Genomic DNA, 21,653 nt, shown 5'->3' with positions numbered 1-21,653 from the left:
TGCCCGCCCTCCCCCGTCGGGGACGGGCGGGCGCCTCCGGTGGGGCGGGCGACGGCTCGGACTCCGGCCGCGCGCCGATGGCGGGTGGGCGTCAGCCGCGAGCAACCGGCGGGCGCGCGTCGGCGGGCGGCCGGTTCAGCGACGGGTGACGTTTTCCTCCAACTCGGCCACCTGGGACAGGAGTTCGTCGCGGCCGATGGCGTCTGCCCGGGTCGCGGGCACGGTGCAGGCGTAGGCGCCGGCCACCGCGCCGTACAGGGCGCAGATCCGGAGCGGTTCGCCGGTCAGGCGGCCGTAGAGGAAGCCCGCGGCGAAGGAGTCCCCGGCGCCGTTCGAGTCGACCACGGGCGTACGCGGCGGGACCGCCGGGACGTGGGTCAGCTCGTCACCGGCCAGCAGGTAGGCGCCCTCGGCGCCGGCTGTGGCGACGACCACCTCGGCCCGGCCCCGTTCCACGATCCGCCGCATGGTGCGTTCGGGGTCGGCGAGAGCGGTGGTGGAGACGAACACGACGTCGGCAGTGTACGCGAACGGCTCGTGGTACGGATTCTCGCCGTCCCAGTTGTGCAGGTCGGTCGAGAGGGTCACCCCGGCCTCCCTGAGGGCCGGCAGGGCGAAGGCGCACGGGTGGGTGATGGACACATGGGCGTGCCGGCTCGCCGCGGCCAGGTCCCGTACCGTCTTCTCGGGCAGCCGGTCCCCTTCGCGCGAGCGGCTGTCGTCGTACAGGGACAGCCTGCGCCCGTCGGGGCCGACGAGGTTGACCGCGCGCTTGGTTCCCTCGGGCTGGGGGACCTCGGTGAGCGCGATGCCCCGGTCGCGGTGCAGGGCTCGTACGAGGTCGCCCTCGGGGTCGTCGCCGAGCATGTCGAGGTGGTGCGTGCGCAGGCCGAGGGCGTGCAGGCCCAGCGCGACGAAGTCACCGGTCTGCCCGGCCCGGCTCTCGATGCCGGGACGGATCATGTAGCTGTCGGCGTAGGGAAGCGGCAGTTCGGGGACGTGGACGATGGTGTCCACACCCGCACCGCCCAGGACGAGGACGTCGATGTCGCGGCTCATGACTCTCCCTCTCGGACGCGAGCAGCGAGTCAAGCAGGCCCCGACGGACCACGGCAAGGAGTTGCAGAAACTTCCGCAACCCCGCCATCCGCACGCCACCCGAAACAGGCCGAGCCGAGACGCACAGGTCTCGTCGCGCTGTTCTCGTTGCCCCCGTCTCGTCACGCCGATCACACCGCGGTCGCACGCGCGCCTGACCGACACGACCCCGACCGGGCGCCACTGCGTGGTCGCCTCGGTCAGTCGTAGAGGCCACCACCGACAACGGACCCCGGACCGTTCCCCCGGAGTCCGAGCGGCGCGTTGGGCGCGCCGCTCGGCTCGGGGCTGCTACTTGAGGTAGACGAGTCCGTCGGTGGTGACGGTCGGGCGACCCGAGGTGCCCACGACGACGATCTTGACCGTGTGGGTGCCGCTCGTGGACCACGTCTTCGTCCACTGCGCCTGGCGGAACGAGGTGGTGGCCGACTTCATGTCCACGGTGGTGGCCTTGACGCCGTCGACGTAGATGACAGCCTGGCCGGAGCCGGTGGCGCGGGAGACCACCCAGGCCGCCGAGCGGCCGGTGAACTTCCAGGTGAGGGAGGCGTTCTTCGCTGTGCTGCTGTAGGACTTGCCGCCCAGGTAGCTGCTGGAGGACTTGGTCGTCCAGGTGCCGGTGCGGGTGGCGGACGTCTCCTGGAGGATCGTCGGGGTGGCGGTGAGGGAGGCGGCGGCGGTGTTGCCTGCGTAGTCGTAGGCGGTCATCGACCAGGTGCCGGCCGTACCGGAGTTCGCCGTCAGCGCGGCGCTGATGACGGTGGGTCCGTAGGTGTGCGCGGCCGGCTTGGTGAGGCGGACCTCCTTCAGCGCGCTGTTGTCGGCGGCCTTCCAGCTCAACGTCACGGGGACGGCGGTGGTGTCGACGGTCCCGGTACGCAGCGAGAGGGACGGCTTGGTGGTGAAGGAGGGCGCGGTGGTCTCGGCGACGACGGTGGAGTTGGGCGTCACGGTGGTCTTCCCCGAGATGTGTGTGGCGCGCACCGCGAGGGTGTGGCTGCCCGGGGTGAGGGTCAGCGGGGCCGAGGTGGCAGTCGGCCCGCCGGTCGCGGCGGCCTTCCCGTCCACGAGCACATCGAAGCGCCGGATGAAGGCCGACGGCGTCGTCGCCGTCCAGTTCACCGTGAGGGAGGTCTTGGTGTAGGCGGTGGTGCCGGACACACCTGCGCCGGTGAAGGGCTTGAGGGCGAGCCCGGTGACGGGGCCGCCGGCCAGGGCGCGGATCTCGGGGAGGGAGGCGTACAGCTTGTCGCCGGGGCACTCGGTGGAGTAGCCGTCGCGGTGGCCCGAGACGCGGTAGAACGACGCGGTCTGGCCGAGCGCGAACTTGCCGTTGGCTATACCGGCCGTCAGGTCGACCTTGCCGGTCGGGTCGTAGCCGTACTGGCCGAGTTTCCATGCGGCGATCTGCGCGACCGAGGCCTTGGCGGCGGCGGAAGCGTCGATCGAGGTGTACTCACCGAGGACGGCGATGCCGGTGGTGTTGGTGTTGAAGCCCGGATTGTGGGCCCCGACCACCGGCAGGTCCACACCGCCCTTGCGGCCCTCGAAGATGGTGCCGCACTTGTCCACCAGGAAGTTGTAGCCGATGTCCTTCCACCCGTTGCTCACAACGTGATAGGCGCGGATGGCGCGGACCATGGCGGCGGAGTCGGCGCAGTTGTAGTCGTTGGCGTCCACGGTGTGGTGGACGAAGACGGCCTTGATCTCCGTGCCGTAGCCGGGCGCTTCGTCGTTCATCGATTCGTCGGCGCCCCACTGGGCCCGGGTCACGATGACGGGCTTCGGGGCCGTCGACGCCGGTGCCGGCGGCACCGTCTCGGTGGGTGAGGCGCTGACGGAGGCGCTGGGGGTGTCCGTCGCCGTCGGGGCGCCGCTCGATGCGCTGTCCGAGGGCGAAGGCGACGGGGAGTCCTCCACCGGCGGGGCGGAGGTGGTCTGACCCTCCTCCGGCGCGGTGGTCGTCGCGTCGGGCGCGGGCGTGGTCACCTCGGCGCTGGGATCGTCAGTGGCGTACGCGACGGGGGCCGGGCCCCTGGCCGCGGTGCCTTCACCCGGATCGACCATCTCCAGTCGCAGCCCGGCCGGAAGCGCGGAACCCTTGCCGTCGACACGCACCTGCACGCCGTCCGACGGGCCCACCCAGGCCGGTTCGGTGGCGCCGCGCCGGCTCTCCTCCGCCGCCGCGCCACGGCCTCCGACGTCCAGCGACGTCCAGGATCCCCATGTGCCGCCACTGGTGCTGCGGGCACGTACTTCGATCCTGCCGGGCAGATCGGCGGTCGGCTTCGTCCAGGACAGGCCCACCAGACTGAACGGGGCGGTGTCGCGCCGGGGAATCCCGGCGTGGTCGCCGTCGACCCGCAGGGCGGCGGAGCGCACGTGCGCCCGCACCGGTCCGGTGACCGGCTTGTCCTGGCCGGCGTCGTTTCCCGCGGATCCCCCTGAGAAGCCCTGTAAGACGGCGACACCGGTCAGCCCCGCCGTCACGGCAGCGGCGGTGACCCACACTCTGCGCTTGTTCATATTCCTCGGACGCCCCTCCACGCCTGACCGGCATCGCACCCCGGGAGTTCTCCTCGACCGGCGTGTGCCGCGGTTATCGGCCGTCAGAATAACGGAAAATCGAGAGGATCATTACATGCCGAAATGGACACCGGACGTCACGGCGGAAGTGATCACGGTCACAGGGATTGCATTGCACCGACACGGGACCGGCGGGGACGCCGCCGCAGGCAATCCTTTCGCCTGTTCCCGCTTCCGTTCGGGTGACCCACCGATCGGGAAAGCATGGGGAGCGCGAAGCTCTCATCCCGCGCGTAACCTGTCGGCCCTGTCGGCCCGCACACGTGAAACCGGTCTCCGCAAGGAACCCGAACACACACTGCCCTAATGCGTCCCGGCTCGTCCGTGTCATCGTGTTCTGTCCGCGGCTACGGTGCACTGCCGAAAAGGACGCCTTGCACATGGAAGCTCGCCGAACATATGGTTCCAGCGTATCTTCTCAGCAACTTTTGACGCCTCGACACGAAGCGCATTATTGCATTAGTAAATTTCTTCGGGTGGCGCCCGCCGTAGCGGTTCCCGAATTTTCCCCAATTTTGTCCTGGAGTAAGAAAACACGTGAAGACGAAGAAGGCATCGGACACCGCTACCCAGAAGCGCGTGTCACGGTATCGGCTGATCGGTTTAACCGCCGCGGGCGCGCTGACCGCGGGAGCCTTGACCGCCCTGGTTCCGACGGCCGCACAGGCCGGGACCCCCGTACCGTCCGGACCGAACACACGGCAGCACGCCTTCGTGGCCGCCGCCGCCAAGTACCACGTCCCCGTCGAGGTGCTGCTCGCCGTGGCGTACCAGGAGTCGGCGTGGGACGCCCACTCCGGCCGGATGAGCACCAGCGGCGGCTACGGCCCGATGCACCTCACCGACGTCACTCCCGCGATGCTGGCCGCCGGTCCGGCCGGGGCGGTGGGGCGGGCGGATCTCGGCGAGATGGCGAAGGACCCCGCCCTGCACACGCTGAAGGCCGCGGCGAGGCTCACCGGCCTGACCCCTGCCGAACTGCGCGACGACCCCGCCGCCAACATCGCGGGCGGTGCCGCGCTTCTGGCCTCCTACCAGCAGGCCGTGTCCGGTGGCCGGCCCTCGGACGCCGGCCAGTGGTACGGCGCGGTGGCCCGCTACAGCGGATCGACGCAGAAGCGCGGCGCCACGGCGTTCGCCGGCCGCGTCTTCGCCACCATCAGGACCGGGGCCACGCGCACCACCCAGGACGGCCAGCGGGTGTCGATGGGCGCCGACAGCAAGGTCCGCGTCGCCACGGGGCAGTTGAGCAGGCTCTCCCTGACCGGCGCCGCCGCGTCCGCGGCGACCGAGTGCCCGCCCGAGGTCTCGTGCACGTTCGTGCCGGCGGCGGCGTCCAACGGCCAGGTCTCCAACCGGCCCGACAACGGCATCCGGATCGACACCATCGTCATCCATGACACCGAGTCGTCGTACCAGTCGGCCATCGACACGTTCCAGAGTGCGGGCGGCAGTGACGCGCACTACGTGATGCGGTCCTCGGACGGCGCGGTGACGCAGATGGTGCCGACCAAGGACATCGCCTTCCACGCCGGCAACTACTCGACGAACCTGCACTCCATCGGCATCGAGCACGAGGGATACGCCGCGCACGGAGGCACCTGGTACACCGAGGCGCAGTACGAGGCGACGGCGTCCCTGGTGCGGTACCTCTCGGACCGCTTCGGCATACCGCTGGACCGTGAGCACATCATCGGCCACGACAATGTCGCCGGCCCCAAGTCCAGCCTCGTCGCGGGCATGCACTGGGACCCGGGTACTTCCTGGGACTGGGAGCACCTGATGAGCCTGCTCGGCGCCCCGGTGACGGGAGAGCACGGCGTCGGGCCGGTCGGCTCGGCGGTGACGATCACCCCCGGCTTCACCGAGAACCAGCAGACCCTGCAGATCTGCCCCGGTGACGACCCCACCGGCGCCACTCCCGCCTGCACCAGTCAGCAGCAGTCCTCCAACTTCGTCTTCCTGCGCACCGCGCCCAGCGACACCGCCCCGCTCTTCGGCGATCAGGCCATTCACCAGGGCGGAGCGGGCACCGACCGGATCAGCGACTGGGGGTCCACCGCCCAGGCCGGACAGCAGTTCGTGGTGGCGGGCGTCGACGGAGACTGGACCGCCATCTGGTACAGCGGCACTGAGGTCTGGTTCTACAACCCGGACGGCGTCAACACCACGCCCGCGCACGACGTGACGCTGGTCTCCGCCGTGGGCACCACGCCGGTGGCGGTCTACGGCTCCAGTTACCCCGACCAGGCGGAATACCCCGCGGGGCTGTCTCCTTCCACGCAGGCACCGATCAGCTACTACACGGTTCCCGCTGGCCAGCTGTACGTCGCCACCCGGCCGCCGGCCAACACCGACGACTACTTCACGTCCGGGGCGGTCGTCATCGGCGCCAAGCAGATGTACACCATCCAGTACAACCATCGCGTCGCGCTGGTCTACTCGGCGGATGTGACAGCGACGGGCGTGTAAAGCCAACCCGACGCACCCGTGCCCGGCACATCTCCTGATGTGCCGGGCACGGCACTGTTCGCCAGCGGTCCGAGCCCGCGCCGCTCCTGGACGGAAGCTTTCACAACACTGGTGGGACAGCAATACTGTTGCACCGCGCCGTCACCGTGCACCATGGGCGCGCCGCACGACGCGAGAGGCGAGGACCTGCCATGACGACGGACACCGAGGAGCCGACGCTCACGGTCGACGAGCTGGCCGCGCGGGCGGGCGTCACGGTCCGTACGGTCCGTTTCTACAGCGCCAGGGGCCTGCTGCCGCCACCCGTGATCGGCCCCCGGCGCGTGGGCCACTACAGCCAGGAGCATCTGGCCCGGCTCGCGCTCATCGAGGAGTTGCGGCACCAGGGCATGACGCTGGCCGCGATCGAGCGCCATCTGACACGCCTGCCGCCCGGTCTGAGCGCGCGCGACCTCGCCATCCACCGTGCCGTGGTGGCCTCCTGGGCACCCGACGCGATGGAGGACATGACCCGCGAGGAGCTGGAGCGGCGGGCCGGCCGGCCGCTCGGCGACGCGGACCTGGAGCGGCTCGCCGCGATGAGCGTCATCGAGCGGACAGGGGACTCGGTCCGGCTGGACCCCGGGCTGCTGAAGCTCGGCGTGGAGCTCCTGGACGTACCGATCGCGGACGAGACGATCCTCGCAGCGCGGACCGTCCTGCTGGAGCACTCGCGCGCGGCGGCCCACGAACTGTCCGTCCTGCTGCGCGACGCCGTGGGCGAACGGGAGTCCGTGGCCGCGGTGAAGTCGCTGTCGGCGCACATGCAGCCGCTGGTCGTACAGGCGCTGCTGACCTCGTTCCAGCGCTCGTTGAAGGACGAGCTGCGGGAGTGGCTCAAGGAATCCGGGTCCTGATCCCGCCCCGCCCCGGTGGCGTCGGTGCTCACAAGCAGGCCGATGCGCCTGCCACGTTGAGGGTCTGGCCGGTCAGGAACCCGCTGCCCTCGTCGACCACGTGCAGGAGGGTGGAGACGAGGTCGCACGGCCGCTGGTGGCACGGCGCCGGTGATCTTCTCCAGGAAGAGGGTGTCGGGCCCGTCGGGAACGGCGAGGTGGACGTTTTCGTGGGTCTCCTCGCGCAGATCGCCGAGGTAGGGCAGGGCGACGTCCCGCAACTCCCGGGCGGACGGCGCCGATCGGCCGAGGACGAAGAGGGCGAGCCCGATGCGGTAGCGGCCCTCGGAGGCGCGCTCGAGGAGTCCCAGCCGGACCGGTTCGCCGATCAGCCGGTGTGCGCTCGGCTTGGGCAGCCCGGTGCGCAGGCCAGTTCGGCGAGGCTCAGCGCGTCCTCCGACTCCCCGCGGGCACCCGGTCGCGCAGGAGGTCCGCCAGCCGGTCGAGGGAGGGAGCGAGGGCGCCGACGAGGCCGAGGTCGGCGGCGAAGTTGCGGCCCGTCTCGTCCGGGTCGGAGTCGAGCTGGACGACGGTGACGCCCGGCGGCAGCGCGGGGCCGGCGCTGTAGTGGTGCGGGGTGAACGCGTGCGCCCCGGCGATCAGGACGGTGTCGTACGGCGCGAGCGCCTCGCGGACGGCTTCGTGGCGCGGGGACAGCATGCCCGCGTACAACGGGTGCGTGGTCGGGAAGCCGGGGCTGGACGTCGACGGCCGCTTTGACGGCGGGGCGGGCCAGCCCGACGAGGTCGCCCGACAGCATCGGGTCCTGCTGGAGGTGGCGGCGGTCCTGCCGGCCCGCCATCACCACCAACGGGGTGCGGGAGCGCCGGGCGTTGAGCGGACCGAGGAGTCCGTTGGCGAGCCCGGCGGCGAGGTGCAGGCTGACGAAGGCGGGCCGCCGGGTCACGCGGGCGTAGCCGTCGGCCATGGAGACGACGGCGCCCTCGTGGATGCCGAGGACGTACTCCGGCGCGTCCTCCGCCTCCGCGAGGGCGGCCAGGAAGGGCAGTTCGGTGGTGCCGGGGTTGCCGAAGACGCGGTCCACGCCCTCGCCGCGCAGGATGTCCGGCAGAGCGAGGGCGGGACGGCGACCCATGGGGGCTCCTCGGCGTGGGCGGGTACCGGTTCGCCGGTCAGCGTCCGGTGCCCGCCCCCGTGGAGCAAGTCCCTCATACCGCTCAGCGGCACGTCACCCCGGTGCTGCCGTTCGGACCGCGCCGGCAGGGCACGTTCCGATCCCGCAACACGCTTCGGACAACCGCCCCTTGTGGCGCGTTGCGGGGTCAGGACGCGTCGGTGAACCGCTCACCCTTCTCCGCCTTCTCGACGAGCAGCGCCGGCGGGAGGAAACGGTCCCCGTAGCGCTCGGCGAGTTCCCGCGCGCGGGCCGCGAACGCGGCCGGTCCGGTTCCGGTCGCGCCCTCGTAGCCGTTGATGTACTGGAGGACACCGCCGGTCCAGCCCGGGAAGCCGATCCCGAGGACGGAGCCGATGTTGGCGTCGGCGACCGACGTCAGGACGCCTTCCTCCAGGAGCCGGACGGTGTCCAGCGCCTCGGAGAAGAGCATGCGCTCCTTCATGTCCTCGAACGGGATCTCATGCCCCGTCTTGGTGAAGTGCTCGCGCAGTCCCGGCCACAGCCTCCCGCGCTTGCCGTCCTCGCCGTACTCGTAGAAGCCCGCGCCGCCGCTGCGTCCGGGGCGCCCGAACTCGTCCACCATGCGGTCGATGACGGCCTCGGCGGGGTGGGTCTCCCAGGTGCCGCCCGCCTCCTCGACGGCCTGCTTGGACTCCTTGCGGATCTTGCGCGGCAGGGTGAGGGTCAGCTCGTCCATCAGGGAGAGCACCTTGGCCGGGTAGCCGGCCTGGGCGGCGGCCTGCTCGACGGAGGCCGGCTCGATGCCCTCGCCGACCATCGCGACGCCCTCGTTGATGAAGTGCCCGATGACCCGGGAGGTGAAGAAGCCACGCGAGTCGTTGACGACGATCGGGGTCTTCTTGATCTGCCGTACGAGGTCGAAGGCGCGGGCCAGTGTCCCGTCACCGGTGCGCTCGCCCTTGATGATCTCGACGAGCGGCATCTTGTCGACGGGCGAGAAGAAGTGCAGCCCGATGAAGTCCTCCTGCCGCTCCACGCCCTCCGCGAGCGCGGTGATGGGCAGCGTCGAGGTGTTGGAGCAGAGCAGGGCGTCGGGCTCGACGATGCTCTGGATCTCCTGGAACACCTTGTGCTTGAGCGAGGTGTCCTCGAAGACGGCCTCGATGACGGCGTCGCAGCCCGCGAGGTCGTTCGGGTCGGCGGTGGCCGTGATGCGGGCGAGCAGCTCGTCGGCCTTCGCCTGGGTCGTACGTCCCCGGGAGACGGCCTTGGCGCAGAGCTTCTCGGAGTACGCCTTGCCCTTGGCCGCCGCGTCCGCCGTGACGTCCTTGAGGACGACGTCGATGCCCGCGCGGGCGCACGAGTAGGCGATGCCCGCGCCCATCATCCCGGCGCCGAGGACGGCGACCCTGCGGACCGGGCGCGGCTCGATGCCCTGGGGGCGGTTGGCGCCGGAGTTGACGGCCTGGAGGTCGAAGAAGAACGCCTGGATCATGTTCTTCGACGTCTGGCCCGCGGCCAGCTCGACGAAGTAGCGGGCCTCGATGACCTGGGCCGTCTCGAAGTCGACCTGGGAGCCCTCGACGGCGGCCGCGAGGATGTTGCGCGGGGCCGGGTAGGGCGCCCCGTTGGTCTGCTTGCGCAGGCTGGCCGGGAAGGCGGGCAGGTTGGCCGCGAACTTCGGGTTCGACGGGGTGCCGCCGGGGATGCGGTAGCCGGGCTTGTCCCAGGGCTGCTGCGACTCGGGGTTGGCGTCGATGAAGGCGCGGGCCTTGGCGAGCAGTTCCTCGGGGGTGGCGGCCACCTCGTGGACGAGGCCGTTGTCCCGGGCGCGCGTCGCGTTGTACTGCGTGCCCTGGAGGAGGACCTTCAGCAGGGCGTCGGCGATGCCCAGCAGGCGCACGGTACGGACGACTCCGCCGCCTCCGGGGAGCAGGCCGAGGGTGACCTCGGGGCAGCCGATCTTGGTGCCGGAGGTGTCGAGGGCGACCCGGTGGTGGCAGGCGAGGGCGAGCTCGAAGCCGCCGCCCAGGGCCGCGCCGTTGATCGCGGCGACGACCGGCTTGCCCAGGGTCTCGATGCGGCGCAGGTCGCGCTTGATGGCGAGGCCGCCGTCGAAGAGGTCCTGGGCGGTCTCGGGGGTGACCCGGATGAGGTCGCGCAGGTCGCCGCCCGCGAAGAAGGTCTTCTTGGCGGAGGTGAAGACGACGCCCCGGATCGAGTCCTTCTCGGCTTCCAGGCGGTCGGTGATCGCTGCGAGCGAGGCGCGGAACGCCTGGTTCATGGTGTTCGCGGACTGGTTGGGGTCGTCGAGGACGAGGGTGACGACGCCGGTCTCGTCCTGTTCCCAGCGGATGGTGGTGGGCTCAGTGCTCATCAGGGGATGCTCCGTAGATCCTTGATCCGTTGGGAAGGTCAGACGCGCTCGACGATCGTGGCGATGCCCATGCCGCCGCCCACGCACAGGGTGGCGAGGCCGTACCGCTTGTCCTGGCGCTCCAGCTCGTCGACGAGGGTGCCGAGGATCATCGCGCCGGTGGCGCCGAGGGGGTGGCCGAGCGCGATGGCGCCGCCGTTGACGTTGACCTTGTCCAGTGACAGGCCCATGTCCTTCACGAAGCGCAGGACGACGGCCGCGAAGGCCTCGTTGATCTCGACGAGGTCGATGTCGTCGATGGTCAGGCCGGCCTTGGCGAGCGCCTTGCGCGTCGCGGGCGCGGGCCCGGTGAGCATGATGGTGGGCTCGGAGCCGGAGACGGCCGCGGAGACGATCCGCGCGCGCGGGGTGAGGCCGTAGCGCTCACCGACCTCGCGGGAGCCGATGGCGACGAGCGAGGCGCCGTCGACGATGCCGGAGGAGTTGCCCGCGTGGTGGACGTGGTCGATCTGCTCGACCCAGTGGTACTTCTGCAGCGCCACGGCGTCGAAGCCGCCCAGTTCGCCGATGTCGGCGAACGACGGCTTCAGCCTGGCGAGCGAGTCGGCGGTCGTGCCCGGGCGCAGGAACTCGTCGTGGTCGAGGATCGTGAGACCGCTGCGGTCCCTGACGGGGACGACGGACTTCTCGAAGCGGCCGTCCTTCACGGCCGCGGCGGCACGCTCCTGGGAGAGGGCCGCGTACTCGTCGACGTCGCGGCGCGAGAAGCCCTCGATGGTGGCGATGAGGTCGGCGCCGATGCCCTGCGGCACGAAGTTGGTCGCCAGGTTGGTCATCGGGTCGGCGAACCACGCGCCACCGTCCGAGGCCATCGGCACCCGCGACATCGACTCGACGCCGCCCGCAAGCACCAGGTCCTCCCAGCCCGAACGGATCTTCATCGCGGCCAGGTTGACGGCTTCCAGGCCCGAGGCGCAGAAGCGGTTCTCCTGGACACCGGCCACCGTGTCGGGCAGTCCGGCGGCGATCGCGGAGATGCGGGCGATGTCGGAGCCCTGGTCGCCGACCGGGCCCACGACACCGAGGACGATGTCGTCGATGGCGGCCGGGTCGAGGCCCGGGAAGCGCCGCTGCACCTCGTGGATGAGCCCGACGACCAGGTCGATGGGCTTGGTTCCGTGCAGGGCGCCGTTCTGCTTGCCGCGACCACGCGGGGTGCGGATCGCGTCGTACACGTACGCTTCGGTGCTCACTGGTAAGCCTTTCGGGGAGGGTTAGCCGAGCAGGGAACGGCCGATGATCTCCTTCATGATCTCGGTCGTCCCGCCGTAGATGGTCTGGATGCGTCCGTCGGTGAAGGCCCGTGCGACCCGGTACTCCGTCATATAGCCGTAGCCGCCGTGCAGTTGGAGGCACCGGTCGGCGACCCGCTTCTGTAGTTCGGTGGCCCACCACTTGGCCATGGAGGCGTGCACCGCGTCGAGTTCGCCGTTCGAGTGGTCGACGACGCAGCGGTCGAGGAAGGCGCGGGTGACGGCGCACTCGGTGGCCATCTCGGCTATCTCGAAGCGGATGTGCTGGAGTCGGGCGAGCGGCCGTCCGAAGGCCTCGCGCTCCTTCACGTACTCAGTGGTGATCTCCAGCAGGTGTTCGGCGGCGGCGATCCCGGCGACGGCGATGCCCATGCGCTCCTGCGCCAGGTTCGTCATCAGGTGGATGAACGCGCCGTTCGGCTCGCCGAGCAGGTTCTCCTTGGGCACGCGTACGTCGTTGAAGAACAACTCGGCCGTGTCCTGGGCCTTCTGGCCGATCTTGTCGAGGTTGCGGCCGCGCTCGAAGCCCTCCGTGCCGCGCTCGACGACGAGCAACGACAGCCCGTGCGCGCCTCCTTCGGGGGTCGTCTTCGCGACGACGATCACCAGGTCGGCCAGGATGCCGTTGGAGATGAAGGTCTTGGAGCCGTTGAGCAGGAAGTGGTCGCCCCTGTCCTCTGCGTGCGTGGCGATGCCCTGGAGGTCGGATCCGGCGCCGGGTTCGGTCATCGCGATGGCCGTGATGAGCGAGCCGTCGCAGAAACCGGGCAGCCAGCGCCGCTTCTGCTCCTCGGTGGCGAGGCCCGTCAGATACGGCCCGATGATGTCGTTGTGCAGTCCGAGGGCGAGACCCGCCGCTCCCGCGCGCGTGAACTCCTCGGCGAGTACGGCGCTGTAGCGGAAGTCGGTGGTGCCGCCGCCCCCGTACTCCTCGGGCACGGCGAGTCCGAGGAGGCCCTGCTTGCCGGCCGCCCGCCAGGCGTCGCGCGAGACGATGCCGTCCTTCTCCCACTGCTCGTAGTGGGGCAGCACCTCCTTGGCGAGGAAGGTGCGCACGGTCTCGCGGAACGCGTCGTGCTCGGCGGTGAAGATCTGCCGCTTCATGCGGGAAACGCCTTCCTGGAGGTCATGCGGGGGAACCCTCGTGGAGCGCGGTCCCGGGGCTCGCGAGGGCGCGTACGGGTGCCGGGTCCTCGCCGGGGGCGGGCGGTCGGGTGAGCTCCATCAGCCGCCGTCCTTCGTCAGCCGGGGCACACCCCAGTCGCGGGCCACGTCCGCGGTGTCGGCGCCCGGCCGGGCGGGACCGCCGCGGACCGAGGTGGGGGTGGCCGAGAAGCGCGGCGCGGGGGCCGGCTGGGTGATGCCGCCGTGGTCCACGAAGGTGCCGCGGGCGGCGAGGTGCGGGTGCTCGGGCGCCTCGCGCAGCGACAGGACCGGCGCCACGCACGCGTCCGAGCCCTCGAAGACGGCGGTCCACTCGTCTCTCGTACGGGCCCTGAAGCGGGCGGCGACGCCCTCGCGCAGTTCCTCCCAGCGGGCCGGGTCCCTGCGGGCGGGGCCGAGTTCGGGGATGCCGAGCAGTTCGACGAACTCGTCGTAGAACCGCTGCTCAAGGGGGCCCACCGCCATGTGCCGGCCGTCGGCGGTCTCGTAGGTCCCGTAGTAGGGGCAGCCGCCGTCGAGGAGGTTGGCGCGGCGCCGGTCCTGCCAGCCGCCCGCGGCCATCATGCCGTGGATCATCGTGGAGAGGTGCGCGGTGCCGTCGACGATGGCCGCGTCCACGACCTGTCCGGCGCCGGTCGCGCGCGCGTGGTGGAGCGCGGCGAGGACGCCGACGACGAGATAGAGGGAGCCGCCCGCGTAGTCGCCGAGGAGGTTCGCGGGGACCGCCGGCGGCTCGTCCGGATCGCCGATCATGCCGAGGGTGCCGGTGAGCGCGATGTAGGCGATGTCGTGTCCGGCGCGGTGGGCGAGCGGGCCTTCCTGGCCCCACCCGGTCATCCGGCCGTAGACGAGCCCCGGGTTGCGGGCACGGCAGGCCTCGGGGCCGACACCGAGGCGCTCGGCGACGCCGGGGCGGTAGCCCTCGATCAGGATGTCGGCCCGTTCGGCCAGGTCGAGGACGCGGGCCGCGCCGTCCTCGGACTTGAGGTCGATGATCACGGACCGCTTGTTGCGGTTGGTGGTGTCGTAGGCCGCGCCGACCCCGATCCCGGGGCCACCGGGCCGGTCCACCCGGACGACGTCCGCTCCGAGGTCGGCGAGCAGCATGGCGGCGAACGGGCCGGGGCCGATGCCCGCCAGCTCGACCACGCGCACCCCGGCGAGGGGGCCGTGTCCCGGTGTTCCTGCCACTGTCATCAAGTCCCCAGCACTGTGACACCACTGATGTGACATCAGTGATGTTAAGAACGTGTTCCACTCCGGGCAAGACCTGGCGAGCAAGCGCTTAGTTAAATTCCCGGACGAGAATCAGCACCGCCCCGCTCAGGGATCAGCACCGCCACTCTCCTGGATCAGCGCCTGCCCGGTTCGGCATCAGGACCGGTCCAGCTCCGCGATCAGCTTCTTGGGCGCTATGACGCGATAGCTCTCCTCGACCCAGTCGCACAGCAGCTCCGCCGCGGGAGCCCCTTGCTCCTCCAGGGGTATGCGCACCCAGCCGGCCTTGCCCAGGCCGTATCCGGCGGGCGCGGCGCCGGGTGAGGTGAGCGCGTGGGCGTGGGCCGCCTCGTCCTTGAGCTTCACCGTGATGCCCAGGGGATAGCTGCCGTCGTCGAGGCCGAGGAAGACGAAGACCTTCTTGTTGACCTTCGCGACGGTCTCGCCCCAGGGGAACTCCTCCGTGGCGCCGGGCAGGCCGAGCGCGAACCCACGCACCTTCTGCCACTTTTTCAGCGCGTTTTTCGCCACGGCCACGGCTGCCTCCGGCCTGTTCGTGCGACCTCGTCGTCCGACTGTTCGTACCTCACGCTAGCCTCAGCCACCGACAACGGCGCTTCGCGCACGACGTGGCGGGCGGGCACCGCACGATCGAGCGCAGCCCACAGTGCGGAGGGTGTCATGAGCAGGCTGATCGAGTCGGACCGCGCGTACGACATCGTGCTCTTCGGAGCCACGGGGTTCGTCGGGGAACTCACCGCGGAGTACCTGGCCGCCCATGCGCCCGAAGGACTGCGCTGGGCGATCGCCGGGCGCAGTACCGAGAAGCTGGAGCGGCTGCGGGAGCGGCTCGGCGGCGCACCCGGTGTGCTGCGGGCGGACGTGACGGACCCGGACTCGGTCCGCGAACTCGCCCGCCACGCGCGCGTGCTCGCCACGACGGTGGGCCCGTACATCACCTACGGGGAGGACCTGGTGGCCGCCTGCGCGGATGCCGGGACCGACTACCTGGACCTGACCGGCGAGCCCGAGTTCGTGGACCTGATGTACGTCCGGCACGACGCACGCGCGCGGGAGACGGGCGCGCGGCTCGTGCACGCCTGCGGCTTCGACTCGATCCCGCACGACCTGGGCGCCTACTTCACCGTGCGGCAGCTCCCGGAGGACGTGCCACTGCGGGTGGACGGATTCGTGCGCTCCCAGGCGATGTTCTCGGGCGGCACCTTCGCCTCCGCGCTCAACCAGTTCGCCCGTGGCCGGCACATGCTGGCCGCGGCGCGGGAGCGCAGGCACCACGAGCCGCGCCTGATGGGGCGGCGGGTCACGGCCCCGCTGGGGGCGCCGCGGTTCGCCGCGGAGGTCGGGGCGTGGGCCCTCCCGCTGCCCACGATCGACGCCCAGGTCGTGCAGCGCTCGGCGCGGGCCCTGGCGCGGTACGGGCCGGACTTCCGCTACCGCCACTACGCGGCCGTCGAGCGGTTGCCCATCGCCCTCGGCGGAGTCGCCGGGGTGAGCGCGGTCTTCGCAGCCGCCCAGCTGCCGCCCGCGCGCCGCTGGTTGTCCGGCCGGATCAGGCCGGGCGAGGGGCCGAGCGCCGCACGCCGTGCGAAGAGCTGGTTCTCGGTGCGCTTCGTGGGTGAGGGCGGCGGCCGGCGTGTGTTCACCGAGGTCTCGGGTGGCGACCCCGGCTACGACGAGACCGCGAAGATGCTCGCGGAGTCCGCGCTGTCCCTGGCCCTGGACGAGCTGCCGAAGACGTCCGGTCAGGTCACACCGGCGGTGGCGATGGGCGACGCGCTGCTGGAACGGCTCAGCGCGGCGGGGATCACCTTCCGGGTGGCGGCGGTGCGTTAGCTCCGGCGGGGGCTCCTGTGGGTACGACGCGGGCGTGAGGGGTGGGTGACCCTCACGACGCCCAGACGAGCACCGTGTAGATCATCCCGCCCATCCACGCGAGTCCGGCCGGCACGGCGAGGACCAGTGCGGCCGTCATCGCGCGCTGGGCGGGCGGGACGGGGTCGGCGGCGGACTTCGGGGCACGGTGCGTCGTCATACGGTTCAGCTTGCCGATCATGGCGGCTTCATACATCCGTACGAGTACTCAGAACACGTACTCAGACCGTCCCGGCCGACGCGGGAAAGACATCGGGCGGACCCGCGGGCGAGGGACGTCGGGCGGGCCAACAGTCCGCAGACGTCAGGCAGTTGTCTCCTGGAGGGCCCGTCTGCACAGGGCGTCCGCGCGCCGGGTGGATTCCGGCAGACGGTACTTCGGGGTGAGCGCCAGGGTGTGCGCGCAGGCGTTGTCGAGGTCCACGCGGTGGCCGACGGACACGAACACGGGCTTGATCCCGTGCCGGGTGCGCAGTGCGCGGCCCACCTCGTCGGCGCCCGCGAGCAGCGGTGCGGTGCTGCCGCGCCGGACGCCCGGCTCCTCGTAGGAGAAGGTGAACGGGTTCTTGGCGACCCCGATCGTGGGGAGCCCGGTGAGGACGCCGAGGTGACTGGCGAGGCCGAACCGGCGCGGGTGGGCGAGCCCGTACCCGTCGCAGACGACCAGGCCGGGCGGGCAGGGCAGGGCGTCCAGTGCGGCCAGGACGGTCGGGATCTCGCGGAAGGCGAGCAGGCCGGGAACGTACGGGAAGGAGACCCGGCCGACGGCGGTGGCCTCCGCCACGACGTCGAGCGTCGCCGCGTCGAGGACGACGGCCGCCGCGACCACGACGTCCCGCTCGTCGTCGTAGGCGACGTCGACGCCCGTCACCCGGCCGGTGCCGGGCGGCGGACCGGACTCGTCGAGCACCACCCGCTCGCGCAACTCGTCCTGTACGGCGCGGGCTTGCTCCTCGGTGGCGGGCCAGCCCGCGGGGATCCTCACCATCGTCATGATGGGAACGAGCCTAAGCGAGTGACGGACATCCCTGGTGACGGGGCCGGCGACACAGTCGGCAGGGGCCGGCTCCAGCGGGGCCCGAGCCGGCCGGGCAGCTCAGCTGTCCCGATCACCCACCGGCGACGTGCTGGGCGAGGATGCGCTGGACGGCATCCGGGTCGTCCGGAGTGATCGTGGGACGCACATGGCGTCCCACGTCTATCACGAGCGCCATGTCCTTCCGGGGGCGCCGCGGATCGAGGTTCCACCAGTGGACCAGGTCACCCGACCCCCAGATGCGCCATTTCCGCACCGAGTTCGCGCCGGTCAGGGAAAGCGTGGTGACCCCCCTGATCGAGGTGTAGGGGATCCGCTTCGCCCCCCAGGGGAAGTAGCGGCGGATGGTGAGGCCCTGCTCGTCGCAGCGGATCGCGCCGTCGTCATAGGGAGTCGCGCTCTCGTGGCTCAACTGCATCTCCTGGTGGTCGCCGCGGGCCGATGCCCGCTTCTGTCCGTGCGTCAGTGGATCCGCGCCCTGGTCGCGGACGGATGTGAACGGGTATGGACGGATGTGGACGGATGCTTCACGGGACTTCGGGCGGGAGGATGAAGATTCCGGCGACCTTCTCCTCGGCGTCGAACGCGACCCGGGCCTTCATGTCACCGGCCTCGTAGTTCAGGGGGATGTCGACGACGGTGTGGTCGCCGACGCGCCGGACGAACGGCTCGCCCTGCGCGAATCCCTCGAACGCGCCGACGAGTCCGGCGACCGTGGCCAGGCCGTCGGCCCTGACCTTGCCGGTGAACGCCTCCAGCACCTGCGCGTTGAACGACGGACGGGCGTCGTCCATGCGGTCCTCGAGGACGGCCGTGACGATCGCGAGGGCGCGTTCCGCGGCGTCGGTCATGCGCACTGTCTTGTCCATGGGTTCTCCGGTGCGAGGGTCGATGGGTTTGCCGAACCGCTGGAAGGCGGCCTGACGGGTGACTCCGAGCAGGTCCCCGATCTCCTGCCAGGTGTGACCGGCGTCGCGGGACTGCTGGACGCACAGCTTGAGCACCTGCTCCCCGAGCGCATCGATGTTCTGGGCGCGACTGACCAGGTCGAGGTAGGCCGGCGGGGCCAACGGGCTGCCCATGGAGGCCGCCAGGGCCGACGCCTGCTCGGCGAGCAGGGCACACACGGCCGTGAGGGACGGCGAGGAATCGGTCACCTGTAAAGGTTGCCTTTACAGTGCCAGGCATGTCAAGGATTCCTTTACAGTCTCGCCGTTGGAGCTCGGGCCGCGCCTCGGACGGGGATGCCGGACCCTCACCGAAGGGCACGGCATCCGGCCGACGGGCCAGCGGTACGCTCGCGATCATGTTCGTACTGGAGCTCACCTACACCGCACCGCTCGAAGCCGTCGACGCCGTCCTGGAGGCCCATGTCGGCTGGCTCGACGAGCAGTACGCGGCCGGATCCTTCATCGCCTCTGGGCGCAAGAACCCTCGCGACGGAGGCGTGATCCTGGCCGTCGCGGACGACCGGGCGCGGATCGAGGAGATCGCCGCGGGGGACCCGTTCGTCACGGCGGGCGTGTGCGCGTATCGCGTCACCGAGTTCGTCGCGACGAAGACGGCACCCGGCCTCGACCGGTACCGCGAACCGCTCGGCTGAGCGTCACACCGACCCGCGGCCGAAGACCCGATCCGCGTCTCCCCTGCGCCGAACACCGTCACCCTCCGGGAAAGCGCCGCTGTGGGTGACACCGACCGGGCATCTGAACGCCGAAGGCCGCGATACGGCACGCCTCAGCCCTCCAGCCGCGCGACCCGTCCCTTCTCGCCGGAGGCCCAGCAGCCCAGGTCCGGAGCGCAGTCCACCGTGTCGTACGAGCCGGTGTCGAGGGTGCGCCAGGTGCGGCCGCCGTCGGTCGTCAGGTCGGTGCCGGTGGGGCCGACAGCGAGGGCGGCGGCGCGGCCGCGCGGAAGCCAGGTGACGCCGGAGCGGTAGGCGGGCGGGGGCCGGTCCGCGGTCGTCCAGGTGCGGCCGCCGTCGGGGGTGACCGCCGCGGCCTGCGGTGAGGCCTGGTCGGCACGGTAGTCGCCGCCCACCGCGAGGCCGTGGACGCGGTCGCGGAAGGCGAGGGCGAAGACACCGCGCGCCGGATCCCCTGCGGGTATCGGCGTGTCGGCCGCGGCCCAGGTCAGCCCGCGGTCCGCGGAGTGCAGCACACGCGCGCGTGCGCCCCCTCCCGTGGCCAGCCACACATCGCGGGGCCCCGAACCGGCCAGGCACTGGCCGCTCGCGGCGAAGCCCGCCTCGCCGTCCTGGGCGGCGGGCATCCCGTCGCTGGGCAGCACCTTCCAGGAGCGGCCGGCGTCGCTGGTCGACAGGATGCGGAACTTTCCGTCCACCGGGTCGCTCATCGCCAGGCCGTGCCGCCGGTCGAGGAAGGTGAGGCAGTCGTAGAAGGCCTTGGGGTCGGTGTTGCGGAAGGACTCGGTCCAGGTGGCGCCGCCGTCCTCGGTCCGGTAGACGCGGGACGCCTCGCCCTCGCCGATGGCCAGGACCACCGCACGGCGCGCGTCGAACGCCTCGATGTCGCGGAACTCCAGGTCAGCGGCCCCGGGCGGCGACACGTTCCGCCAGAGCTCGCCGCCGTCGGTGGTGCGCAGCACGGTGCCCTTCGAGCCGGCCACCCACGCGGTGTCCCGGCTGACGGCCGACAGCCCGCGGAAGCGGACGTCCGTACCGCTGTCCTTGAGCGCCCAGTGCGGGGTCCGCGCCTCGTCGTGCGCCGCATCGCGCGCCTGCGCGGGTGCCGCCACCGCGAGTGCCGCGGCGAGCGCGGCCGCCCCCAGTCCCACGCCGATCGTCCGGCTCGTACGTCTCGTCTTCCCCAAGCCCCTCATGGCGGGCGAAGCTAGTCCACTCCCCCGATGGCGTCTATATGGCCTCCCGCGGGAACCTCGGGGGCCGCCCGGGTGTCCTCCTCGGTGTCGGATGAGTGCGGAACGGAAAGAGATCACCACGGTCGGGGAAAGTGGATCTCCCCGGTGCATGACATCGGTGACAGAGGTCACTCGGCTCAGAGGTGCACGCGCCGGGTCATTCTTCCGTCTCTTCAATTGACCGGCTTCATCCGCCCGGAGTCAGTTCAGCCGTCACAAGGGAGCAAGGCGTTGTCCACCGTCATCGAGCAGCCCGTAGAGGCCCGCCTCGTCGCCGCCGCGCCGCGGATGCCGAGCATTCCGGCCACGCTCCACTACGACCGGACCGACCCGTTCGCCGTCCGCATGACCTTCCCCGCCCCCGCCACGCTCGAAGGCGTGGAGGTCTGCTGGACCTTCGCCCGCGAGCTGCTCGTGTCGGGCCTCGACGACTCCGTGGGGTACGGCGACGTGCGGGTGCGGCCGTACGGATACGACCGCACCGTGCTGGAGTTCCACGCCCCCGAGGGCACCGCCGTGGTGCACATCCGCTCGGGCGAGGTGCGGAACTTCCTGCGACAGACCACCGAGTTGGTGCCGGTCGGCCTGGAGCACCTCCAGGTGGACCTGGACCACGATCTGGCGGAGCTCCTGCGGGGCACCTGCTGAAGCGGCGCGGGTACGTTCCACACCGCGGGTACGTTCCACACCTTCCACGCCTTCAGCACCTTCAGCCGACGCGGCCCATCAGGGCGTTGAGTCCCGCGTAGTCGAGCCCGCCGGTCAGGGTCCCGCAGGTCCCCAGGGTCTCGTAGGTCCCCGTGCCCAGCAGCTCCCGCGCGGCACGCCGGACCAGGGAGTGCGCGGCCACCGCGATGCTCGAACCCGCGCTGATCCGGGCCACTCCGAGAGCGGCCAGCTCGCCGACGGACGGCGCTCCCGGGCCCACCAGGATGTTCAAGGGGCCCTCGATACCCTCGACGAGCGCTTTCACGATCACCGGATCGACGGTTCCGGGGACGAAGACGCCGTCGGCTCCCGCGGCGAGGAAGGCGGCAGCCCTCTCCAGGGTCTCGTCCACCCCGCCGGCGCCGCGCAGAAACGTGTCGATGCGGGCATTGACGAACAGCGGCACGTCCGCCGCGTCGGCGGCCGCACGGGCGGCCGCGACGCGCTCCGCCTGCTCGTCCACCGCGCGCAGCGGCCCGGCGCCCTCCGCGTAGAGGGCGTCCTCGATGTTCACGCCCACGGCGCCCGCCGCGAGCACCGCGCGGACGGTGTCCCCCACGCCCTGGGCGTCGGGCGCGTATCCGCTCTCGATGTCCGCGCTGACCGGCACCCCGACCAGGGCGGCGATCCGCGCGACGGCCGCGAGCGCGCCCTCCCTGTCCAGCCGGTCCCCGTCCGCCGTGCCCATGGCCCAGGCCAGCCCGGCGCTGGTCGTCGCCACCGCCGCCGCACCGGCCTCTTCGACGATCCGGGCACTCGCCGCGTCCCAGGCGTTCGGCAGGACGAGGGGTCGGCCGGGCACATGCAGGGCACGGAAGGCGAGGGCGGTCTCGCGAAGCTGCTCGGTGTCGGTCATGAGGAAAACCCAAACACG

The 21,653-nt window shown here is 71.3% G+C and carries 19 protein-coding genes and 1 pseudogene; 5 read left to right on the top strand and 15 right to left on the bottom strand.

The window, feature by feature from the left end:
- Window positions 1-135: 135 nt before the first annotated feature.
- Both ACZ6KY_RS09750 and ACZ6KY_RS09745 read right to left on the bottom strand, forming a co-directional pair.
- The gene (locus ACZ6KY_RS09750; RefSeq protein ID WP_469309765.1) at window positions 136-1,059 is read right to left on the bottom strand and encodes an adenosine kinase; all 924 of its coding nucleotides are present in this window, start codon (window positions 1,057-1,059) and stop codon (window positions 136-138) included.
- A gap of 330 nt (window positions 1,060-1,389) precedes the next feature.
- Window positions 1,390-3,624, bottom strand: a complete 2,235-nt coding sequence (locus ACZ6KY_RS09745) for a peptidoglycan recognition protein family protein (RefSeq protein ID WP_469309764.1) — start codon at window positions 3,622-3,624, stop codon at window positions 1,390-1,392.
- A 639-nt stretch (window positions 3,625-4,263) separates the two neighbouring features.
- Between ACZ6KY_RS09745 and ACZ6KY_RS09740 the strand changes: the two genes are divergently transcribed.
- Window positions 4,264-6,156: an N-acetylmuramoyl-L-alanine amidase gene (locus tag ACZ6KY_RS09740; RefSeq protein WP_469309763.1), complete on the top strand. Its 1,893-nt coding sequence runs from the start codon at window positions 4,264-4,266 to the stop codon at window positions 6,154-6,156.
- Between the two features lie 191 nt (window positions 6,157-6,347).
- Window positions 6,348-7,052 carry a MerR family transcriptional regulator gene (locus tag ACZ6KY_RS09735; protein ID WP_469309762.1) on the top strand — a complete coding sequence of 235 codons (705 nt, stop codon included), beginning with the start codon at window positions 6,348-6,350 and terminating at the stop codon, window positions 7,050-7,052.
- A gap of 423 nt (window positions 7,053-7,475) precedes the next feature.
- On the opposite strand, the gene ACZ6KY_RS09730 is transcribed toward ACZ6KY_RS09735, so the two are convergent.
- The 7 genes and pseudogenes from ACZ6KY_RS09730 to ACZ6KY_RS09700 all read right to left on the bottom strand — a co-directional run bounded on the left by ACZ6KY_RS09730 (window position 7,476) and on the right by ACZ6KY_RS09700 (window position 14,799).
- Entirely contained in the window at window positions 7,476-7,751 is a 276-nt protein-coding gene (locus ACZ6KY_RS09730; RefSeq protein WP_469309761.1) for a hypothetical protein, read from the bottom strand.
- 163 nt (window positions 7,752-7,914) lie between these two features.
- Window positions 7,915-8,187 (bottom strand): annotated as a pseudogene (locus tag ACZ6KY_RS09725) (thiamine pyrophosphate-binding protein); the annotation flags it as partial.
- Window positions 8,188-8,374: 187 nt separating this feature from the next.
- Window positions 8,375-10,567, bottom strand: a complete 2,193-nt coding sequence (locus ACZ6KY_RS09720; protein ID WP_469309760.1) for a 3-hydroxyacyl-CoA dehydrogenase NAD-binding domain-containing protein — start codon at window positions 10,565-10,567, stop codon at window positions 8,375-8,377.
- Window positions 10,568-10,605: 38 nt separating this feature from the next.
- Window positions 10,606-11,820: an acetyl-CoA C-acetyltransferase gene (locus tag ACZ6KY_RS09715; RefSeq protein WP_469309759.1), complete on the bottom strand. Its 1,215-nt coding sequence runs from the start codon at window positions 11,818-11,820 to the stop codon at window positions 10,606-10,608.
- Window positions 11,821-11,841: 21 nt separating this feature from the next.
- A complete protein-coding gene (locus tag ACZ6KY_RS09710) occupies window positions 11,842-12,984 on the bottom strand; it encodes an acyl-CoA dehydrogenase family protein (RefSeq protein WP_469309758.1) in 1,143 nt (380 codons plus the stop codon).
- Window positions 12,985-13,104: 120 nt separating this feature from the next.
- The gene (locus ACZ6KY_RS09705; protein ID WP_469309757.1) at window positions 13,105-14,241 is read right to left on the bottom strand and encodes a CaiB/BaiF CoA transferase family protein; all 1,137 of its coding nucleotides are present in this window, start codon (window positions 14,239-14,241) and stop codon (window positions 13,105-13,107) included.
- Between the two features lie 177 nt (window positions 14,242-14,418).
- Window positions 14,419-14,799 carry an MmcQ/YjbR family DNA-binding protein gene (locus tag ACZ6KY_RS09700; RefSeq protein ID WP_469309756.1) on the bottom strand — a complete coding sequence of 127 codons (381 nt, stop codon included), beginning with the start codon at window positions 14,797-14,799 and terminating at the stop codon, window positions 14,419-14,421.
- Window positions 14,800-14,943: 144 nt separating this feature from the next.
- On the opposite strand from ACZ6KY_RS09700, the gene ACZ6KY_RS09695 reads away from it, so the two are divergent.
- Window positions 14,944-16,116, top strand: coding sequence for a saccharopine dehydrogenase family protein (locus ACZ6KY_RS09695; RefSeq protein WP_469309755.1), 1,173 nt, complete (start codon window positions 14,944-14,946; stop codon window positions 16,114-16,116).
- A 52-nt stretch (window positions 16,117-16,168) separates the two neighbouring features.
- Here the strand turns inward: ACZ6KY_RS09695 and mmpA are convergent, their stop codons facing one another.
- The 4 genes from mmpA to ACZ6KY_RS09675 form a co-directional block, all read right to left on the bottom strand.
- Window positions 16,169-16,336 (bottom strand): morphogenic membrane protein MmpA, encoded by a 168-nt coding sequence (gene mmpA, locus ACZ6KY_RS09690; protein WP_469309754.1) that lies wholly within the window; start codon window positions 16,334-16,336, stop codon window positions 16,169-16,171.
- A gap of 123 nt (window positions 16,337-16,459) precedes the next feature.
- Window positions 16,460-17,149 carry an endonuclease V gene (locus ACZ6KY_RS09685; protein ID WP_469309753.1) on the bottom strand — a complete coding sequence of 230 codons (690 nt, stop codon included), beginning with the start codon at window positions 17,147-17,149 and terminating at the stop codon, window positions 16,460-16,462.
- Window positions 17,150-17,264: 115 nt separating this feature from the next.
- Window positions 17,265-17,603 (bottom strand): PH domain-containing protein, encoded by a 339-nt coding sequence (locus tag ACZ6KY_RS09680; protein WP_469309752.1) that lies wholly within the window; start codon window positions 17,601-17,603, stop codon window positions 17,265-17,267.
- Window positions 17,604-17,718: 115 nt separating this feature from the next.
- Window positions 17,719-18,348: a DUF3887 domain-containing protein gene (locus ACZ6KY_RS09675; protein WP_469309751.1), complete on the bottom strand. Its 630-nt coding sequence runs from the start codon at window positions 18,346-18,348 to the stop codon at window positions 17,719-17,721.
- Between the two features lie 149 nt (window positions 18,349-18,497).
- Between ACZ6KY_RS09675 and ACZ6KY_RS09670 the strand changes: the two genes are divergently transcribed.
- Window positions 18,498-18,794 (top strand): YciI family protein, encoded by a 297-nt coding sequence (locus ACZ6KY_RS09670; RefSeq protein WP_469309750.1) that lies wholly within the window; start codon window positions 18,498-18,500, stop codon window positions 18,792-18,794.
- A gap of 134 nt (window positions 18,795-18,928) precedes the next feature.
- Here the strand turns inward: ACZ6KY_RS09670 and ACZ6KY_RS09665 are convergent, their stop codons facing one another.
- Entirely contained in the window at window positions 18,929-20,032 is a 1,104-nt protein-coding gene (locus ACZ6KY_RS09665; RefSeq protein ID WP_469309749.1) for a WD40/YVTN/BNR-like repeat-containing protein, read from the bottom strand.
- 270 nt (window positions 20,033-20,302) lie between these two features.
- Here ACZ6KY_RS09665 and ssgD point away from each other — a divergent pair, with 270 nt between their 5' ends.
- Window positions 20,303-20,719: a spore wall synthesis regulator SsgD gene (gene ssgD / locus ACZ6KY_RS09660; protein WP_469309748.1), complete on the top strand. Its 417-nt coding sequence runs from the start codon at window positions 20,303-20,305 to the stop codon at window positions 20,717-20,719.
- A gap of 61 nt (window positions 20,720-20,780) precedes the next feature.
- Here the strand turns inward: ssgD and ACZ6KY_RS09655 are convergent, their stop codons facing one another.
- A complete protein-coding gene (locus ACZ6KY_RS09655) occupies window positions 20,781-21,635 on the bottom strand; it encodes an isocitrate lyase/PEP mutase family protein (protein WP_469309747.1) in 855 nt (284 codons plus the stop codon).
- Window positions 21,636-21,653: the final 18 nt, after the last annotated feature.

Source organism: Streptomyces sp. NPDC042002 (assembly GCF_055588305.1).
This window is presented reverse-complemented; position numbering and strand designations above follow the sequence as displayed.